The sequence below is a fragment of the Clostridium transplantifaecale genome, assembly GCF_900626075.1.
Lineage (GTDB): Bacteria > Bacillota > Clostridia > Lachnospirales > Lachnospiraceae > Otoolea > Otoolea transplantifaecalis.
Map to the genome: position 1 here is coordinate 40583 of NZ_UYZY01000004.1, position 15583 is coordinate 56165.

A 15583-nucleotide genomic window follows, 5' to 3' on the forward strand; every position below is an offset into this window, starting at 1 on the left:
TTTTTCAATAAAAATCTATATGATACTTCTTCATCTTCCTCCACAAAGTAGCAGTGCTGATATTTAATTCTGCGGCAGTTTTCCCCCTGTTGCCGCTGTTATTGCGGAGGCACTCCTCGATTCGTTTCTGCTCAGTATCCTGTACTGTCTGGCTCAGCACAGAATTTTTCACTTTTTCCTCCACAGGTTTCGTTTCCGCTTCCCCCCTGTTTAGAAAAAAAATCCTTTTCCCGGGGATCATTCCATCCAAATCCTCCGGCAGTATTTCAGACGTTTCCGTCAGGGTGACAATCCGTTCCAGGAGATTGAAGAGCTGACGGACATTACCCGGATAATCTCCTTCACTGAGGAGCTTTATAGCCTTATCACTGAAATGAACCGGGGCGTTTGATTTTTTTAAATAAGACCGGATGAGCAGGGGGATATCCTCCCGTCTTTCCCGGAGCGGGGGCAGGTGGAGTTCCAGAACGTTTAACCGGTACAGCAGATCCTCACGGAAACCGCCTGTATAGACCAGTTCCGCCAGATCTTTATTGGTGGCGCTTATGATGCGGATATCTACCGGGATGATTCTGTCGTCGCCGAGACGGCAGACTTCCTTCTCCTGCAGGACGCGCAGAAGCTTTGCCTGTACGCTCAAATCCATTTCCCCAATCTCGTCCAGGAAAACGGTTCCCTTATGGGCCATTTCGAATATTCCCATTTTCCCTTCTCTGTTTGCTCCGGTAAATGCCCCTTTTACATAGCCGAACAACTCGCTTTCCAACAGTGATTGGGGTAGGGCGGCACAGTTGATAGCCACAAAGGGTTCTTGCGCCCGGGAACTTTGATTGTGTATGCTCTGGGCAAATATTTCTTTTCCGGTGCCCGTTTCACCGGTAATCAGGACTGCGCTGCCTGAGCGGGCATATTTTTCAGCCAGACGGATTGTGCTTTTAATTGCTACGCTTTTCCCTACTATATGGTAGAACGTGCTCTTTGCCTGATATCCTTTCCGGTTTCTGCTTAACCGGAGCTGTATTTCCGCAGACTGGATGCTGTTTTCGCTCGATACGATAACTACGATGCTCCTGATCTTTCTGTTGACGATCACAGGAAGATATTCCGCCATGTAATTCTCGGATTCAAACGTGATAATCCGTTCCTGCCTGGCCGTGTAGGTTTCTGCTTCGTCTGGAAAAAGCAGTTCCCGAATCTGATCCGTGTCTGCCGAATGGAACAGCAGACGCGCTTTTTCATTGGAGAACAGCAGGCGGCCTGCGGCATCGTAATTCAGTACGGCGTTGGATATGCGGTTGACGGTTGTGGATATGACACTCAGATATTCGTCTTTATGTTCCATCGCCGTCAGGATATTAAGGGCACTGTCAATCGCCAGTGAGACATTTTCCGGTTCCACCATAAGGGGGATACTTTTCAGATTCAGCAGCCCAGAGGCCTGTTTTACGGAAAATCCGCCTATCAGGGCTTTTACGCCGGGGCGCAGTTCCCGGGAAACATCGCGTTCCGTAGTTGCCGGAGAATCGGGACAGATGATTTGCACGTCCTGACCGGAGATGGTCTTGTATTTGTTCATAATCTGAAAAGCCTTATCAAACCCGACTAAGGCAACTTCCCGGGAAAGGCAGTCGGTGGCCTTAACGGAGTGGTATATTTCTTCATAGAGGTAAGGCACATCAATTACGGGAATTGTGATATTCTTTTGCAGCAGACTTGTATTTCTGCCGCGTGAAATAAAAATACGGCTGCCGGCTCTTACCAGTTCTTCCGCGTATTTGAGAGTACGGCTGCCGGTTGCTTCCACGAGACAGACGTGATTTGACAGGGCACGTTCCTCAATGAGTGCCGCGGCCACAGATGCAAAGGCCTCGGAAGGAGCAAATATTACAATGTCTTTTGCTGAATCCATATGATATCCTTTCTGAATTAACGGTTACTGTTTACAGTTGATATTCCACATTCTTTCATGAATGCTATATCTGAGTGAAAGAATTATTTCAAAACTGAAATGTGATATATATCAGTATAAAAGCCGGCCGTACAGGAGTAAATTAAGAACCTGTTAAGAGTTGGTTCCGTTTTTTTACTCTGCGTGGTTTCTGCTCGCAGATTTCCCCGGGTAACCTCTGTAATTGGCGGAAATCCGCTTTATCCGTGATTGTTTTCCCGGGTAAAACCCAGATATAGAACCGGACAGGAAAAAGTTGGCACGTTCTTTGCTTATTACATAGTTATGAAATATGTAAAGGCCTTACATAGTGAAAGAAATACATATTGAAAGAAACAGGAGGAAAGGTATATGAGTTATAAAATATTGCTCCCTCAGCCGATTTTGGAATCCGGCAGGGAATATCTGCTGGAACGGGGGTATGAACTGTTAGACGGCAGCGGCTTTGAGGAAGAAGACATTATCCGCGATATTAAGGGCTGTGACGCAATGATTGTCAGGACGGCCAAAATCACAAAACGGGTAATTGAGGCGGCGGACCGGCTGAAAGTAATTGCCAGACACGGAGCAGGGTTTGACGGAGTGGACCTTGATGCAGCCGCTGAAAAAAGAATTATGATACTATATGCCCCCCGTTCCAACAGCGAATCGGTGGCCGAACTGGCTATCTTCTATATGCTTTACTGTTCCAGAAACTTTAAACTCGTTCAGAAATTGTATAAGGATGATTACCGTTTTGCTAAGTTTAATGTGGAAAAGCATGAGCTGAACGGAAAAATCCTCGGTCTTGTGGGAGTCGGAAATATAGGCGGCCTGGTGGCCAGAAAGGCGGCGCTGGGATTCGATATGAAGGTATTAGCCTATGACCCCTATGCGGCTGGCCTGCCGGATTACATAACGCCCGCGGCCTGCCGGGAGGAGATATTTGCAAAGTCGGACTATGTTTCCCTCCATGTGCCGGCAACCCCGGATACGGTGAACAGTGTCGGGGAAAAAGAGCTGGCTATGATGAAAAACACCGCTTTTCTGATTAATACGTCCCGAGGGACCATTGTGGACGAGGAAGCCCTCATCCGGGCGCTTCAGGAGAAACGGATTGCGGGAGCCGCCCTGGATGTGCTGCGCCAGGAACCGATTGACCCGGCAAATCCGCTTCTTAATATGGATAATGTACTGACGGCGCCTCACATAGGGGCTGCAACCAGGGAAGCGTCCGCGCGTTCCTCCCTGACCTGCGCCGTGGGTATAGACGATTTTCTTTCCGGCCGGCGTCCAGAGTTTCCGGTGCCCCCGATGAAGAAAATGTTGGATGAGATGGGATTAAATTGAAACAAAAAATGGGAAAATAGAAAAGGAGAATGATTATGAGCGTAGGAAACAGAGTGTTTTTAAAAAGAAATCTTCCTGATGTAAAAATAGTGGAGGAATTTAAGAAACTGCCGGCGGCTAATGTGGCAGATACAATGGGACGTTCCTGTGCCCTGAGTTCGGAAATCAGGCTGATTGGTTCGCCAAAACAGCCGATCATGGCCGGAGCCGCTCTGACGGTGAAGGCCAGGTCGGGAGACAACCTGATGCTTCACAAGGCGCTCGATATGGCCGGCGGGGACGATGTAATCGTAGTGTCCAACGACGGCGACAGAACTCATTCCCTGATGGGGGAAATCATGGCCGTCTATGCGCAGCATACGAGAAAGATTGCCGGCCTTGTGCTGGACGGCCCGATTCGTGACATGGAGGAACTGTCGCAAATGGATCTGTTCCTTTACGCCACGGGTTCAACACCTGGAGGTCCATATAAGGAGGGACCGGGAGAGGTGAATGTGCCTATCTCGATTGGGAATATTGCGGTGATGCCCGGGGACATTATCCTGGGAGACAGGGACGGAGTCATTGTAATCCCTAGAAAAGACGCGCCGGAAATCCTGGAGGCCGCAAAAAAATATGCAGCCCTTGACGCCGGTAAGGTGGAAGCTGCAAAAAATGGAACCTCCAAACGCCAATGGGTAGAGGATACACTTGTGAAAAAACAGGTGGAAATCATAGACGATATATATAGGGCGGATTAAAGAGAACCCTGAAATTACAGAATAAAAGGGGAAGGGGATCAACATGATAGGACCAGGTTTGGCAGCGATGCTTGTTTTTATTTTACTTATATTAATCTGGAGCGTATTTATAAAACGGAACATAGGAGAGATAGCCTTTATCGGAATGATCGTGGTTTCTCTGTTTGGAGGAAACCGGGCGGGGGAACTGCTGATTGGGGGAATCAAATATGCACTGAGCTATGAGGTGTTGTTTGCCTCTCTGGCTTTTGTATTTATGTCGTTTCTTCTTCAGAATACGGGTGTACTTCAGGGGATGCTGAAGATTTTTAATCGGCTGTTCAGAAAGATGAAGGGAGGCCCGGCTTATGTCAATACAGCAATATCTGCTTTTCTGGGCATGCTCTCGGGAGGAAACACCCCGAACGCCGCCACTTCGGGAGCTTTTACAGCCCAGTGGCTCTTATCGACGGGATGGAAACGGGAGCAGGCGGCAACTCTGATCGCAGCCAACGGAGGACTGGGGGCGGGATTTCCGCCCAGTTCGTCCCTGTTTATCGTACTGGCATTTCCCACGGTGGCCGGTGCGGTGTCGGAAGGCCAGCTCTATATTGCTTTATTTTTGACGGGACTTTATCAGGTTCTCTGGCGGGTGTTTTACATCCACTTCGTAATTAAAAAGAATGGAATTGTACTTCCCGAAGTGGTTACCAATGAGTCATGGGGCTCCGTACTCAGGACAGCCGGAAAAAATCTGTTTTTATTCCTGGGGGCAATTATTCCGGTAATGCTCAATATGGGACCGCTGTCTGATCTGATTGCCGGGCGTTCCGAAATCTGGAAAGCGGCTGTGGACAGCATTAATATTCTGGTCTGGATCCCGATCCTGATGATAGCAATTATCCTGGCCCTTGGTTTTAAAGACATCCGCGGAAAATTCCACTCCGGAGAGCAGTTTGTAGAAGAACTGATACCGCATTTTTCCAGTACAGGCGGTCTTCTGATATTTGTATTTGCAGCCAGCAATATAATCAGTAAACTCGGACTTTCAGAGGATATCGTACAGATTTTAAATTCCATGAACCTTTCAAAAGTCGCGACTGTTATCATTATTCTGATTTTGGTGGCGGTTGTTGCAGGACCGCTCTCCTCAACGGCTACGCTTACGTCAATCGGTGTTATTTCCCATGCGATTCTCGTGTCGGTGGGCATTAACCCTCTTGCCGCGGCCACGGCAATTCTTGTAGTGGCTTCCACGGAAGGTGCATCACCGCCGGCTTCCGGAGCGCTGTTTGTTGCCTGCGGCCTGACGGAGTGCGATCCGCCGAAAATATTTATGCCGCTTATCAAATGGTTTGTTCTGCCGATTACGGGTATTGCGGTTCTTGTATGTCTCGGCATTCTGCCATTGCCGTATTAAGGAGGGCTTATGAAAAAAATATATCATTATTTAATATTAGCGGGTTTCCTGATTTTCTTTCTGGGAGGATGTATTTATGTGGCAGGGCAGATTGTGTGCCTGATTATCGGCCAGCCGGAGCTTATGATTTCACTGGAGGGAATTACGAAAGTGATTTTTCCTGCGGCGTCCATAAGCGGACTGCTCTGTTTCCTGAACCAGTACCTGTTTGCAAAGAAGAAGTGAGGAAAAAAATAATAACGTTATAAAATTGTAAGCAATTTATCCGTAAAATAGATTGACAGCTGTATATATACTGTATATAATAATCATATACAGTATATATACAGCTGTTTTTGCTGCGGAGGCAAGGACAAAGCAGAAACAGTACGCACTGCAGGAGAAATGAAATATGAATATAATCATCAGTAATTCGAGTGACAGGCCGATTTACGAGCAGATTGCAAGCCAGATTAAGAATGCGATTATCGCAGGAGAACTGGAAGCAGGGGCCCCGCTTCCGTCACTCAGGTATCTGGCCAGGGAATTGAGGGTCAGCCTCATTTCCACAAAGCGCGCATATGAGGAGCTGGAGAAAGAAGGATTCATTGAATCAGTCCAGGGAAAAGGGAGCTTTGTCACAGGAAAGAATAAGGAATTAATGAAAGAAGAGCAGTTTAAGAAGATTGAAGAATGTCTTCAGGATGCCGTGGATATGGCCCGGGTTGCCCATATTCCGTATGAGGAGCTGAAGGATGTGCTGGCCGCCCTTTATGAAGACTGGGATAAAACCTGAGGCACAGCCACGGCCGACCGAAGGCCAGGGCGTAACAAGAGGGATTTAAGAGGTGAAGAATATGGATGAAAAGAACAATAACATTCTGGAAATAGAGGGGCTGACGAAACACTACAGTGACTTTACCCTCCGTGATATTAACCTGGAACTGCCATATGGCTGTATCATGGGCCTGATGGGAGAGAACGGAGCGGGCAAGAGCACGACTATTAAGGCAGTGCTGAATCTGATCCACAGGGACGGTGGAACGATCCGCCTCTTTGGGGAAGAGCTGCATGAGGGAAGTTCAAGGCTCAGGGAAGATCTGGGTATTGTCATGGAAGGTCTCAGCCTGCCCGACGTATTTAAAGCGGCAGAAATTGACCGGATGATGAGAGGAATTTACAAAAACTGGGACAGCGATTGCTTTTACGGGTATCTGGAGCAGTTCGACATTAACAAAAAGAAGAAGATTAAGGAATATTCCAAGGGAATGAAGATGAAGCTGGCTCTGACGATTGCTCTTTCCCACGGTGCGAAACTGCTGATCCTCGACGAACCGACCAGTGGCCTGGACCCGGTCGTGAGGGAGGAAGTGCTCGATATTCTGAGGGAATTTGTCATGGATGAGGAGCATTCTGTCCTGATTTCTTCCCATATTATCAGTGATATTGAGAAGACGGCGGACTATGCCGCTTTTATCCACGCAGGACGTCTCATGCTCTGCGAGGAGAAAGACCGTCTGCTGGAGGAATACAGGATTTTAAAGGGCAGCCGCAGCAGCATCATGGAGATGGAGGACGAAGGATATGTGACCGTTTCCGGAATCCGTGAAAACAGTTTTGGCGCGGAAGCGCTTGTAAAGGTAAACCGTACATTCCGGGTGAAGGACGGGATGGCAATGGAGTCCGCTTCTCTGGAAGAAATTATGCTTTTCCTGGTGAAGTCCGAAAAGTAGTAAAGATGCGGAAGAGAACGAAAGGGAGGAAGAACCGTGAAAGGATTATTATATAAGGAGATCTGCATGTTCAAGCCTCAGCTTAAGAGCTGGGCGATGGTGCTGGTGATATTTGCGGTATATGGCGTGATATTCAGGAATGTTTCCATGATTTTGATGATGACTTCAATGCTTGGACTTATGGCATGCTTTAATTCATTTAGCTATGATAAACAATTCCACTGTAATGAATACCTGGCGGCCATGCCGGTGAGCAGGAAAGAGATGGTGTGGTCCAAATACATTTTTATGCTGGGACTCGACCTGATTCTGTCGGCCGTATCATTGATTGTTATGGCGGGATATGGCCTCATGGTCCAGGACCCGGTTATAGAAATGTTTGCGGGTGTGGGGGCGGTGCTGGTAGTGACCATTTTCATGCAGGCAATCCTGATGCCGATGGTATATATTATGGGAATCGAGAAGGCACGTTATGTGAATATCGTAATTTGGATGCTTCCGTGGGTTCTGGTCATGTTGTTTAAAGACAGGCTGCCGAGAATCGAGGGGGGGCAGATTATAATGGCACTCAAAATTATGCCGTTTATTGCCGCTGTATTTATGGTGGTTTCGGTTTGCATTTCCGTATCTACATTCCGGAAAAAAGATTTATAGGAGATTAGGAAACAGAATATAGAGCAGATATTTTTATAAAGGCGCCTGCGCCCGTGTATGGGAATCTATACCATATCACGATGCTGCAGGCGCCTTTTTGATTGGTGTAAAGAGTTTATAAGGCGTGCTTATATGCTGTTACGGCTCACCTATGAAAGAATATTCAGCATACCGGTGATAAGCAGTGCATTGACAAAATCAATAAACAGGCTGCCCACCATTGGTATAGTGAAGAAGGCAAGTGGAGAAGCGCCGTACTTTTTAGTTACAGCCTGCATATTAGCCATTGCGTTAGAGGTTGCGCCCATTGCAAAGCCGATAAAACCGGCCGTCATAACCGCGGCGTCGTAATCCCGGCCCATCACCTTAAATACAACGAAATAAGAAAATACGAACATTACGGCTACCTGAACCGCGAGAGTTACTATCATCGGAAGGGCAAGGTCGATGAGCAGCCATAACTGCAGTCCTGCCAGCGCCATTGCAAGGAACAGGTTCAGGGACATATTGCCGATTACGTCAACCTCCTCCATTGGGAATTCATGGTAGATGGCATCCACAATGTTTCTTGTGACTGCCGCTACAATCATAGCCCCGATGTAGCCCGGGAATGTGAGTCCGGTGATGGCCGTAAGCTGTGCTCCCACAAAGTTTCCGATACCAAGTGCAAACATCAGCAGCATGAATGCGCGTACAAACCTGGGACTAGTGGAAGAAACCGTATCGTCTTCCACTTCGGAGACGGATGTGTCGGCATTGCTGCTGGGACATTCCAGGTGGTATTTTTCAATACACCTGCGTGCCGTCGGCCCGCCCATAATAGAACCGGCCACCAGGCCGAAGGTGGCGGAAGCAAGGCCGGCAACGGATGCGCCGGTGATGCCCATTCCATCCATTAATTCCCCGTATGATGCTGCCGTGCCGGGGCCTCCAATCATTGCAATTGAACCCACACACAGGCCGAGACGCGGATCTGCGCCCAGCGCTCCGACGAGTCCGGTGCCGACAATGTTCTGAATCACCGTCATTACTGTTCCAAGAATGAGCATCAGCAAAACAGCTTTACCGCCTTTTTTAAGAAGCGGGATGCTTACCGAGAAACCGACTGTGGTGAAGAACATATTCATAAATACGGTTTGCAGAGTAGAGTCGAAAGTAATATAGGCCACACCGGTTGCATACATAATCGTGTTTAACAATGAGAAACAGACGCCGCCCACCAGCGGAGCAGGAATACAATATTTGCTGAAAACAGATACTTTCCGGCACAGCAGATTTCCGAGCCAGAATAAAGCGGCCGCGAGCGCCACGGCATGATACATGTTTAGGCTGATTTCGATCATAGATTTTTCCTCCCTTTGATATAAAACTTTCATTTGTAATTTGAATTTTATATTTTTTTGTCCAAAAATCAATAGATATTGTAACTTTTTAACAAATGTTTAATGCTTTTAGACTTGAGATTTGTGCAACATGTACATAAATTTGCGCAAAAATTTACTTGATAATACAGATATAAACATAAAACATCACTCTGTCGTGAATGCTCGTCCTATCTGATGAAAAAATGCTGATAATACAGATAATAAACTGAAAATTTGAAAAAATCTTTATGTACTTGACATTAGGCAAGAAACAGCATATTATAATCATATGAACAATCGTTCAAATGTTTATACATGGTAATTATCTGTGGAATCTTGATTGGAAACGGCAATATAATGTGCGGTTACAGAGTTCCCGGAGTTTGAAGAGGCTATGAAAAGGAGGTTCTGAAATTTGGCGGTACATGACGTAGAATGCTGTGATTTTTACCAGATTCACGAGGATGTGGTGAAAGCAGTGAAAGAGAAAATGCCGGATGACGATGACTTATACGATCTGGCGGAGATATTCAAAGTATTTGGAGATTCAACCAGAATCAGAATACTGTATGTGCTGTTTGAGGCGGAGATGTGTGTGTGCGATATTGCCCAGCTCCTGAATATGACCCAATCGGCCATTTCCCATCAGCTGCGGATTCTGAAGCAGTCCAAACTGGTGAAGAACAGAAGAGAAGGCAAAGCCGTATTTTATTCCCTGGCAGATAGCCACGTAAGGAGCATTATCAACCAGGGTTATGAGCATATAAGGGAATAATATAAGATTAACGAAAGAAATATAATCAAAAGTTTTTAAAAATATTATTAAACACATTATTAAACACAATAAAACTAAAATGAATCGATGGAGGAATAGTAAGATGAAAAAGAAATTCAAATTAACAGACCTGGACTGTGCAAACTGTGCGGCAAAGATGGAGGATGCCATCAGGAAAATTGAGGGCGTGGCGGATGCCAATGTCAGCTTCATGACACAGAAGATGACCATTGACGCTGAAGAGAGCCGCTTCGATGAGATTATGAAAGAAGTAGTTGCAGTCTGCAAAAAAGTGGAGCCGGATTGCATTATTAACATGTAATAAATTCAAAATCTGCAGCAGGAGGCGACATGAATAAAAAGCAGAAAACAATGCTCGGCAGAATCATCCTGGCATTTATCATTTACATTTTCGCCAACGTCGGTGAGCATTCCGGTGTACTGGAACGTTTTCCGGGCATATGGCCCAAACTCCTTATCTTCCTGGTGCCTTATCTGATTATCGGATGGGATATCATTTACAAGGCGGCAAGAGGAATTGTCAATGGTCAGGTATTTGATGAGAACTTTCTGATGACAATCGCCACGTTCGGTGCATTTGGAGTCAGGGAGTATTCAGAGGCCGTCGCGGTTATGCTTTTCTATCAGGTGGGAGAGCTGTTCCAGAATTACGCGGTCAACCGCTCCAGGCAGTCAATCAGCGCCATGATGGATATCTGCCCGGAGTACGCCAATATCGAGGAGGACGGCCAGCTTAAGCAGGTTGACCCCGACGATGTGGCGGTCGGCGATATCATTGTAATTAAGGCGGGAGAGAGAATCCCCCTGGACGGTGTGGTAATAAGCGGCGAGTCCATGGTCGACACTTCCGCCCTGACCGGAGAATCGGTGCCCAGGGCGGCGCGGGAAGGCACGGAAGTCATCAGCGGCTGCGTCAATGGAGGCGGGCTACTGAAGGTAAAGGTGACAAAAGAGTTTGAGGACTCCACTGTTGCCAGAATTCTGGAACTGGTGGAAAATGCCAGCAGCAAAAAGGCGAAAGTAGAAAACTTCATCACCCGCTTTGCAAGATACTATACTCCGGTTGTTGTTATCGCAGCGGTCCTTCTGGCAGTCATCCCTCCGCTGGCGCTGGGCCAGGGATTCGGAAGCTGGATTCAGAGGGCCTGCATTTTCCTTGTTATTTCCTGCCCCTGCGCCCTTGTGATTTCCGTTCCGTTAAGCTTTTTCGGCGGTATCGGCGCGGCGTCTAAAAAAGGTGTCCTGGTAAAGGGAAGCAATTTCCTGGAAGCGCTGGCTGAGATGGATACGATTGTATTCGACAAGACGGGAACGCTGACAAAAGGCGAATTCAAGGTGACGAAGCTGCATCCGGTTGGAATGAGCGGCGATGAGCTCCTGGAACTTGCCGCTCTGGCGGAAAATTACTCCAACCATCCGATCGCGGCTTCCCTCAAAGAGGCATATGCGAAGGAGACAGATGTAAACCGTCTGGGAGAGACCGAGGAAATCTCGGGCCACGGCGTGAAGACGGTAATCGACGGCAAACCCGTACTGGCCGGCAACGGCAAGCTGATGGAACAGGCCGGAATCGCCTATGAAACATGTGCGGATGCAGGTACAGTTATCTATGTGGCAAGAGACGGTAAGTTTGCCGGAAGTGTGCTGATATCCGATACAATTAAGAAAGAGACTTTTGAGGCAATACGCTCCCTGAAATCGGTAGGCGTCCGCAGGACCATTATGCTGACCGGCGACAGGAAAGAAGTGGGAGAGGCCGTAGCCAGGGAAATCGGGCTTGACGGCGTCTATACGGAGCTGCTTCCGGCCGATAAAGTGGAGAAGGTGGAAACACTCTTAAAATCCATGAACGAGGGACGGAAACTTGCATTCGTAGGCGACGGAATCAACGACGCCCCGGTGCTGACGAGAGCGGATATAGGGATTGCAATGGGAAGCATGGGCTCGGATGCGGCGATTGAGGCTGCGGACGTCGTGCTGATGGACGACAACCCGGCGAAGATTGCTTCCGTTGTCAAAATTGCCAGAAAGACACTCAAAATAGTAAAGCAGAATATCGTATTTGCCCTCGCCGTCAAGGCACTGGTTCTGATACTGGGAGCAGTGGGAATGGCAAACATGTGGGAAGCGGTATTTGCCGATGTGGGCGTTTCCGTCATTGCCATTTTAAATGCAATGAGGGCGCTGAAGACCGAAGATTAAAATCATATGATCAATGAGGAGAGGCGTCCGGGATTCATTCCCGGGCGCCTCTTATGGTAGGTGACAGTTGGCAATAATTAATTTACCACTCTTTGTGGTATACGGTTTCGCCGTTCTTGATCACAGTCTCCACCAGATTGATGGTGGTGTGATATGGCATATAGTTGATGGAAGGATATTTCAGGAAGATGATATCTGCCTTTTTACCCTCCTCAATACTTCCAATCTGATCGGCCCTGTCTACAGCGGCGGCGCCGTTGATGGTCAGAGCGGTGATTACTTCCTCGATGGACATATTCATGTAAATGCAGCCTAAAGCTACAAGCAGAGGAATATTGTTGGTAAAGCAGCTTCCCGGGTTTAAATCGGAAGCGATGGCTACCGCACAGCCGCTGTCAATCATCTTTCTGGCAGGAGCGTACTCTTCCTTAAGACAGAATGCCGTAGCAGGAAGAAGCGTGCTGATGACACTGGATGCAGCCATCTGTTTGATACCTTCGTCGGATGCTTTTAAAAGGTGGTCTGCCGAAAAACAGCCGGTTCTGGATGCCAGTTCAGCTCCGCCGAGGGAGAACATCTCATCAGCATGGATTTTCAGCTTAAAGCCCATCTCTTTTGCCGTATTCAGGTAGTACTCGGAATCTTCGATATTGAAAACGCCCTTCTCACAGAAGATATCGGCAAACTCGGCCAGATTTTCTGCTTTTACCTTTGGCATTACTTCTTTAATCATCATGTCGATGAATTCGCGCTCTTTGCCCTTGTACTCGGGAAGCACGCTGTGCGGTCCAAGGAAGGTGGTGACAATGTCGACCGGATGGATTTTGTCCAGTTCTTTCATGGCGCGGAGCTGTTTTAACTCTGTCTCGCAGTCCATTCCGTAGCCGCTCTTGCCTTCCACGGTGGTAACGCCGAATTCCAGCATGCGGTTTAAGCGCTCGCGGCCAACTTCGACCAGTTCTTCCTGTGTTGCGCTCTTAGTAGGGTTAATGGTGGCATTAATGCCGCCGCCGCGCTCCATGATAGACATGTAGCTGTCGCCTTTTAAACGCCAGGTAAATTCATCGGCGCGGTAACCGCCGAACACAAAGTGGGTATGTGAGTCAACGAAGCCGGGAAGTACGGTTTTTCCCGTTGCATCGATAATTTCGTATTCATCCGGATTAATCATTTTATCCAGTTCTTCTGTTGTGCCAACCGCGAAGATTTTATCATCGTGGATCAGGACGCCGCCGTCCTCGATGAGGCCGATGTCGGACATCTCTTTGCCGCGTTTAGGAGCCTGGCCCTTGCAGGTTACGAGCTCGGAAGCGTGTCGGATATATCTTTTCGTCATATTTTACCTCTCTTATATACTTTACAGAGGCTGTTGCCATAAAACAACAGCCTCTGTAAGATAATAGTAGCATTATTTGGATGTTGCCTCTTTGAAAACTTTCTCAATCAGAGCGTCATCGGCAATGTAAGGCATTGTGATTGTATCTGTGTCTGCAAACTGTTTGTTGTATTCAGCAACAGTCTCGATAGAGTGCTCATTTCTTGCCCAGTTTCTTCTGGAAACACCAACCATGGTATCCCACGGAATAGACTCACGGATAATCTGGTCTGTCAGTTCGGAACCGTCCAGAACGAGGCCGAAACCGCCGTTGATTGCTTTACCGATACCTGTACCGCCGCCGTTGTGGAGAGCGATTAAGCTCATACCCCTTGCTGCGTTACCTGCGAAGCAGTGAGTAGCCATATCAGCAGTAAAGTTGGAACCGTCATAGATGTTACTTGTCTCACGGTATGGAGAATCTGTACCGCCTGTATCATGGTGGTCACGGCCAAGCATAACCGGTCCGATTTCTCCGTTTCTAACCATCTCGTTGAATCTGAGGGCGATATCGCGTCTTCCAAGTGCATCCTGGTAAAGGATACGGCACTGTGTACCAACAACGAGTTTATTCTTCTCAGCGTCGCGGATCCATACCCAGTTGTCGCGATCCTGGAATCTTCTGTTCGGATCGATGATATCCATGGCAGCGTGGTCTGTTTTAACCAGATCCTCGTGTTTGCCGGATAAGCAGCACCATCTGAACGGGCCGTAACCATAGTCGAATAACTCCGGTCCTAAGATATCTTCTACGTAAGATGGGAAGATAAAGCCTTCGCTTGTATCTACGCCGTTCTTGGAAATATCTTTATTGCCTGCATCGTATACGGCCTTCATGAATGCATTGCCGTAATCGAAGAAGTAGGAACCTCTGGAAACCAGAGTCTGGATTAAGTGGAAATGCTTTGTCAGAGTTTCATCTACCATCTTGCAGAAGTTCTCTTTGTCATGATCAAGCATTTCGGTTCTCTGCTCAAAGGTAAGACCCTGTGGGCAGTATCCGCCGTCGTAAGGTACGTGGCAGGATGTCTGGTCGGAGAGAAGCTCAATGTGGATATTCTCGTTAACCGCATACTCAAGAAGGTCTACGATATTGCCGTGGAAGGCGATAGACATAGCTTCTTTTTTCTCCATGTATTCGTGAGCCAGTTTGAATGCCTCTTCCGGTGTCTCGGCAACTTTGCTTACCCAGCCCTGGCTGTGTCTTGTCTCAATTCTGGAATAGTCAACCTCGGCAACGATACCAACGCCGCCGGCGATCTCGATTGCTTTTGGCTGAGCGCCGCTCATGCCGCCAAGTCCGCTTGTTACGAATAAATGGCCTGCAAGATCTCCGTCTGCCGGAACGCCAAGGAACTTACGTCCTGCGTTTAAGATTGTGTTGAATGTTCCGTGAACGATACCCTGCGGTCCGATGTACATCCAGCCGCCGGCTGTCATCTGTCCGTAGGAAGAGCATCCCATAGCGGTTGCTTTTGCCCATTTTTCAGGGTTGTCGCCTTCACCTACCATCAGGCCGTTTGTGATGATAACACGCGGAGCCTGTTTGTGGGAATGGAACAGTCCAAGAGGATGGCCGGACATAACAACAAGTGTCTGCTCGTCTGTCAGAACCTCAAGGTATTTTTTCAGTAACTGGTACTGCATCCAGTTCTGGCAAACCTGGCCTGTCTCGCCGTAAGTAACAAGTTCATATGGATAAAGAGCGATTTCATGGCTTAAGTTGTTGTCAATCATAACCTGGAATGCTTTACCCTGAATACAGTTGCCTTTGTATTCATCGATTGGTTTTCCGTGGATTTCTCCCTTCGGCATGAAACGGTATCCGTAAATACGTCCATGTGTGAGAAGCTCCTCCATGAATTCTGGAGCTAACTGCTCGTGAAGCTCTTCTGGGATATAACGAAGGGCATTCTTTACAGCCAGTTTTTTCTCGTGATCTGATAAGGTAAGCTCTCTCATTGGAGCGCGGCGGATGCCTTCTTTAAAAACGGGATACTCCGGGAGTACCGGGTCAAGTTTGATTGTCATAGCTTTTCCGATTTCACTATTGTTCATTGCTAT

Annotated in this window: 14 protein-coding genes; 10 read left to right on the plus strand and 4 right to left on the minus strand. The window is 47.7% G+C overall.

The genetic code is table 11. The annotated features are described in order from the left end of the window. Nucleotides 1-4: 4 nt before the first annotated feature. Nucleotides 5-1909: a sigma 54-interacting transcriptional regulator gene (locus EJL91_RS15245; protein WP_125142835.1), complete on the minus strand. Its 1905-nt coding sequence runs from the start codon at nucleotides 1907-1909 to the stop codon at nucleotides 5-7. Between the two features lie 390 nt (nucleotides 1910-2299). On the opposite strand from EJL91_RS15245, the gene EJL91_RS15250 reads away from it, so the two are divergent. From EJL91_RS15250 to EJL91_RS15280, 7 genes are all read left to right on the plus strand, one after another. Beyond that, a complete protein-coding gene (locus EJL91_RS15250) occupies nucleotides 2300-3277 on the plus strand; it encodes a hydroxyacid dehydrogenase (protein ID WP_125142836.1) in 978 nt (325 codons plus the stop codon). Nucleotides 3278-3312: 35 nt separating this feature from the next. Further along, a complete protein-coding gene (locus EJL91_RS15255; protein WP_125142837.1) occupies nucleotides 3313-4017 on the plus strand; it encodes an RraA family protein in 705 nt (234 codons plus the stop codon). 43 nt (nucleotides 4018-4060) lie between these two features. Next, nucleotides 4061-5416, plus strand: a complete 1356-nt coding sequence (locus EJL91_RS15260) for a TRAP transporter large permease subunit (RefSeq protein ID WP_243125385.1) — start codon at nucleotides 4061-4063, stop codon at nucleotides 5414-5416. A gap of 9 nt (nucleotides 5417-5425) precedes the next feature. After that, a complete protein-coding gene (locus tag EJL91_RS15265; protein ID WP_125142838.1) occupies nucleotides 5426-5641 on the plus strand; it encodes a hypothetical protein in 216 nt (71 codons plus the stop codon). Nucleotides 5642-5807: 166 nt separating this feature from the next. Further along, nucleotides 5808-6191, plus strand: coding sequence for a GntR family transcriptional regulator (locus EJL91_RS15270; protein ID WP_125142839.1), 384 nt, complete (start codon nucleotides 5808-5810; stop codon nucleotides 6189-6191). Between the two features lie 61 nt (nucleotides 6192-6252). Continuing rightward, nucleotides 6253-7128, plus strand: coding sequence for an ABC transporter ATP-binding protein (locus tag EJL91_RS15275; RefSeq protein ID WP_125142840.1), 876 nt, complete (start codon nucleotides 6253-6255; stop codon nucleotides 7126-7128). Between the two features lie 36 nt (nucleotides 7129-7164). Continuing rightward, nucleotides 7165-7782, plus strand: a complete 618-nt coding sequence (locus EJL91_RS15280; RefSeq protein WP_243125386.1) for an ABC-2 transporter permease — start codon at nucleotides 7165-7167, stop codon at nucleotides 7780-7782. A gap of 149 nt (nucleotides 7783-7931) precedes the next feature. Here EJL91_RS15280 and gltS read toward each other — a convergent pair whose 3' ends face one another. Continuing rightward, on the minus strand, nucleotides 7932-9125 hold the full coding sequence (gene gltS / locus EJL91_RS15285) for a sodium/glutamate symporter (RefSeq protein ID WP_125142841.1): 1194 nt from the start codon (nucleotides 9123-9125) through the stop codon (nucleotides 7932-7934). A gap of 436 nt (nucleotides 9126-9561) precedes the next feature. On the opposite strand from gltS, the gene EJL91_RS15290 reads away from it, so the two are divergent. From EJL91_RS15290 to EJL91_RS15300, 3 genes are all read left to right on the plus strand, one after another. Next, the gene (locus tag EJL91_RS15290) at nucleotides 9562-9921 is read left to right on the plus strand and encodes an ArsR/SmtB family transcription factor (protein ID WP_125142842.1); all 360 of its coding nucleotides are present in this window, start codon (nucleotides 9562-9564) and stop codon (nucleotides 9919-9921) included. Nucleotides 9922-10024: 103 nt separating this feature from the next. Then, entirely contained in the window at nucleotides 10025-10243 is a 219-nt protein-coding gene (locus tag EJL91_RS15295) for a cation transporter (RefSeq protein WP_125142843.1), read from the plus strand. A gap of 29 nt (nucleotides 10244-10272) precedes the next feature. After that, entirely contained in the window at nucleotides 10273-12144 is a 1872-nt protein-coding gene (locus EJL91_RS15300; protein WP_125142844.1) for a heavy metal translocating P-type ATPase, read from the plus strand. A gap of 82 nt (nucleotides 12145-12226) precedes the next feature. On the opposite strand, the gene hutI is transcribed toward EJL91_RS15300, so the two are convergent. Together hutI and EJL91_RS15310 are read right to left on the minus strand one after the other, a co-directional pair. Beyond that, entirely contained in the window at nucleotides 12227-13480 is a 1254-nt protein-coding gene (gene hutI, locus EJL91_RS15305; protein ID WP_125142845.1) for an imidazolonepropionase, read from the minus strand. Between the two features lie 72 nt (nucleotides 13481-13552). Beyond that, nucleotides 13553-15577 carry a urocanate hydratase gene (locus EJL91_RS15310; RefSeq protein WP_125142846.1) on the minus strand — a complete coding sequence of 675 codons (2025 nt, stop codon included), beginning with the start codon at nucleotides 15575-15577 and terminating at the stop codon, nucleotides 13553-13555. Between the last annotated feature and the right edge of the window lie 6 nt (nucleotides 15578-15583).

Excerpts from the sequence above, each read along its gene's own strand:
- EJL91_RS15245 (WP_125142835.1), bottom strand. The coding sequence starts at position 1,909 with ATGGATTCAGCAAAAGACATTGTAATATTTGCTCCTTCCGAGGCCTTT.
- EJL91_RS15250 (WP_125142836.1), top strand. The coding sequence starts at position 2,300 with ATGAGTTATAAAATATTGCTCCCTCAGCCGATTTTGGAATCCGGCAGG.
- EJL91_RS15255 (WP_125142837.1), top strand. The coding sequence starts at position 3,313 with ATGAGCGTAGGAAACAGAGTGTTTTTAAAAAGAAATCTTCCTGATGTA.
- EJL91_RS15260 (WP_243125385.1), top strand. The coding sequence starts at position 4,061 with ATGATAGGACCAGGTTTGGCAGCGATGCTTGTTTTTATTTTACTTATA.
- EJL91_RS15265 (WP_125142838.1), top strand. The coding sequence starts at position 5,426 with ATGAAAAAAATATATCATTATTTAATATTAGCGGGTTTCCTGATTTTC.
- EJL91_RS15270 (WP_125142839.1), top strand. The coding sequence starts at position 5,808 with ATGAATATAATCATCAGTAATTCGAGTGACAGGCCGATTTACGAGCAG.
- EJL91_RS15275 (WP_125142840.1), top strand. The coding sequence starts at position 6,253 with ATGGATGAAAAGAACAATAACATTCTGGAAATAGAGGGGCTGACGAAA.
- gltS (WP_125142841.1), bottom strand. The coding sequence starts at position 9,125 with ATGATCGAAATCAGCCTAAACATGTATCATGCCGTGGCGCTCGCGGCC.
- EJL91_RS15295 (WP_125142843.1), top strand. The coding sequence starts at position 10,025 with ATGAAAAAGAAATTCAAATTAACAGACCTGGACTGTGCAAACTGTGCG.
- EJL91_RS15300 (WP_125142844.1), top strand. The coding sequence starts at position 10,273 with ATGAATAAAAAGCAGAAAACAATGCTCGGCAGAATCATCCTGGCATTT.
- hutI (WP_125142845.1), bottom strand. The coding sequence starts at position 13,480 with ATGACGAAAAGATATATCCGACACGCTTCCGAGCTCGTAACCTGCAAG.
- EJL91_RS15310 (WP_125142846.1), bottom strand. The coding sequence starts at position 15,577 with ATGAACAATAGTGAAATCGGAAAAGCTATGACAATCAAACTTGACCCG.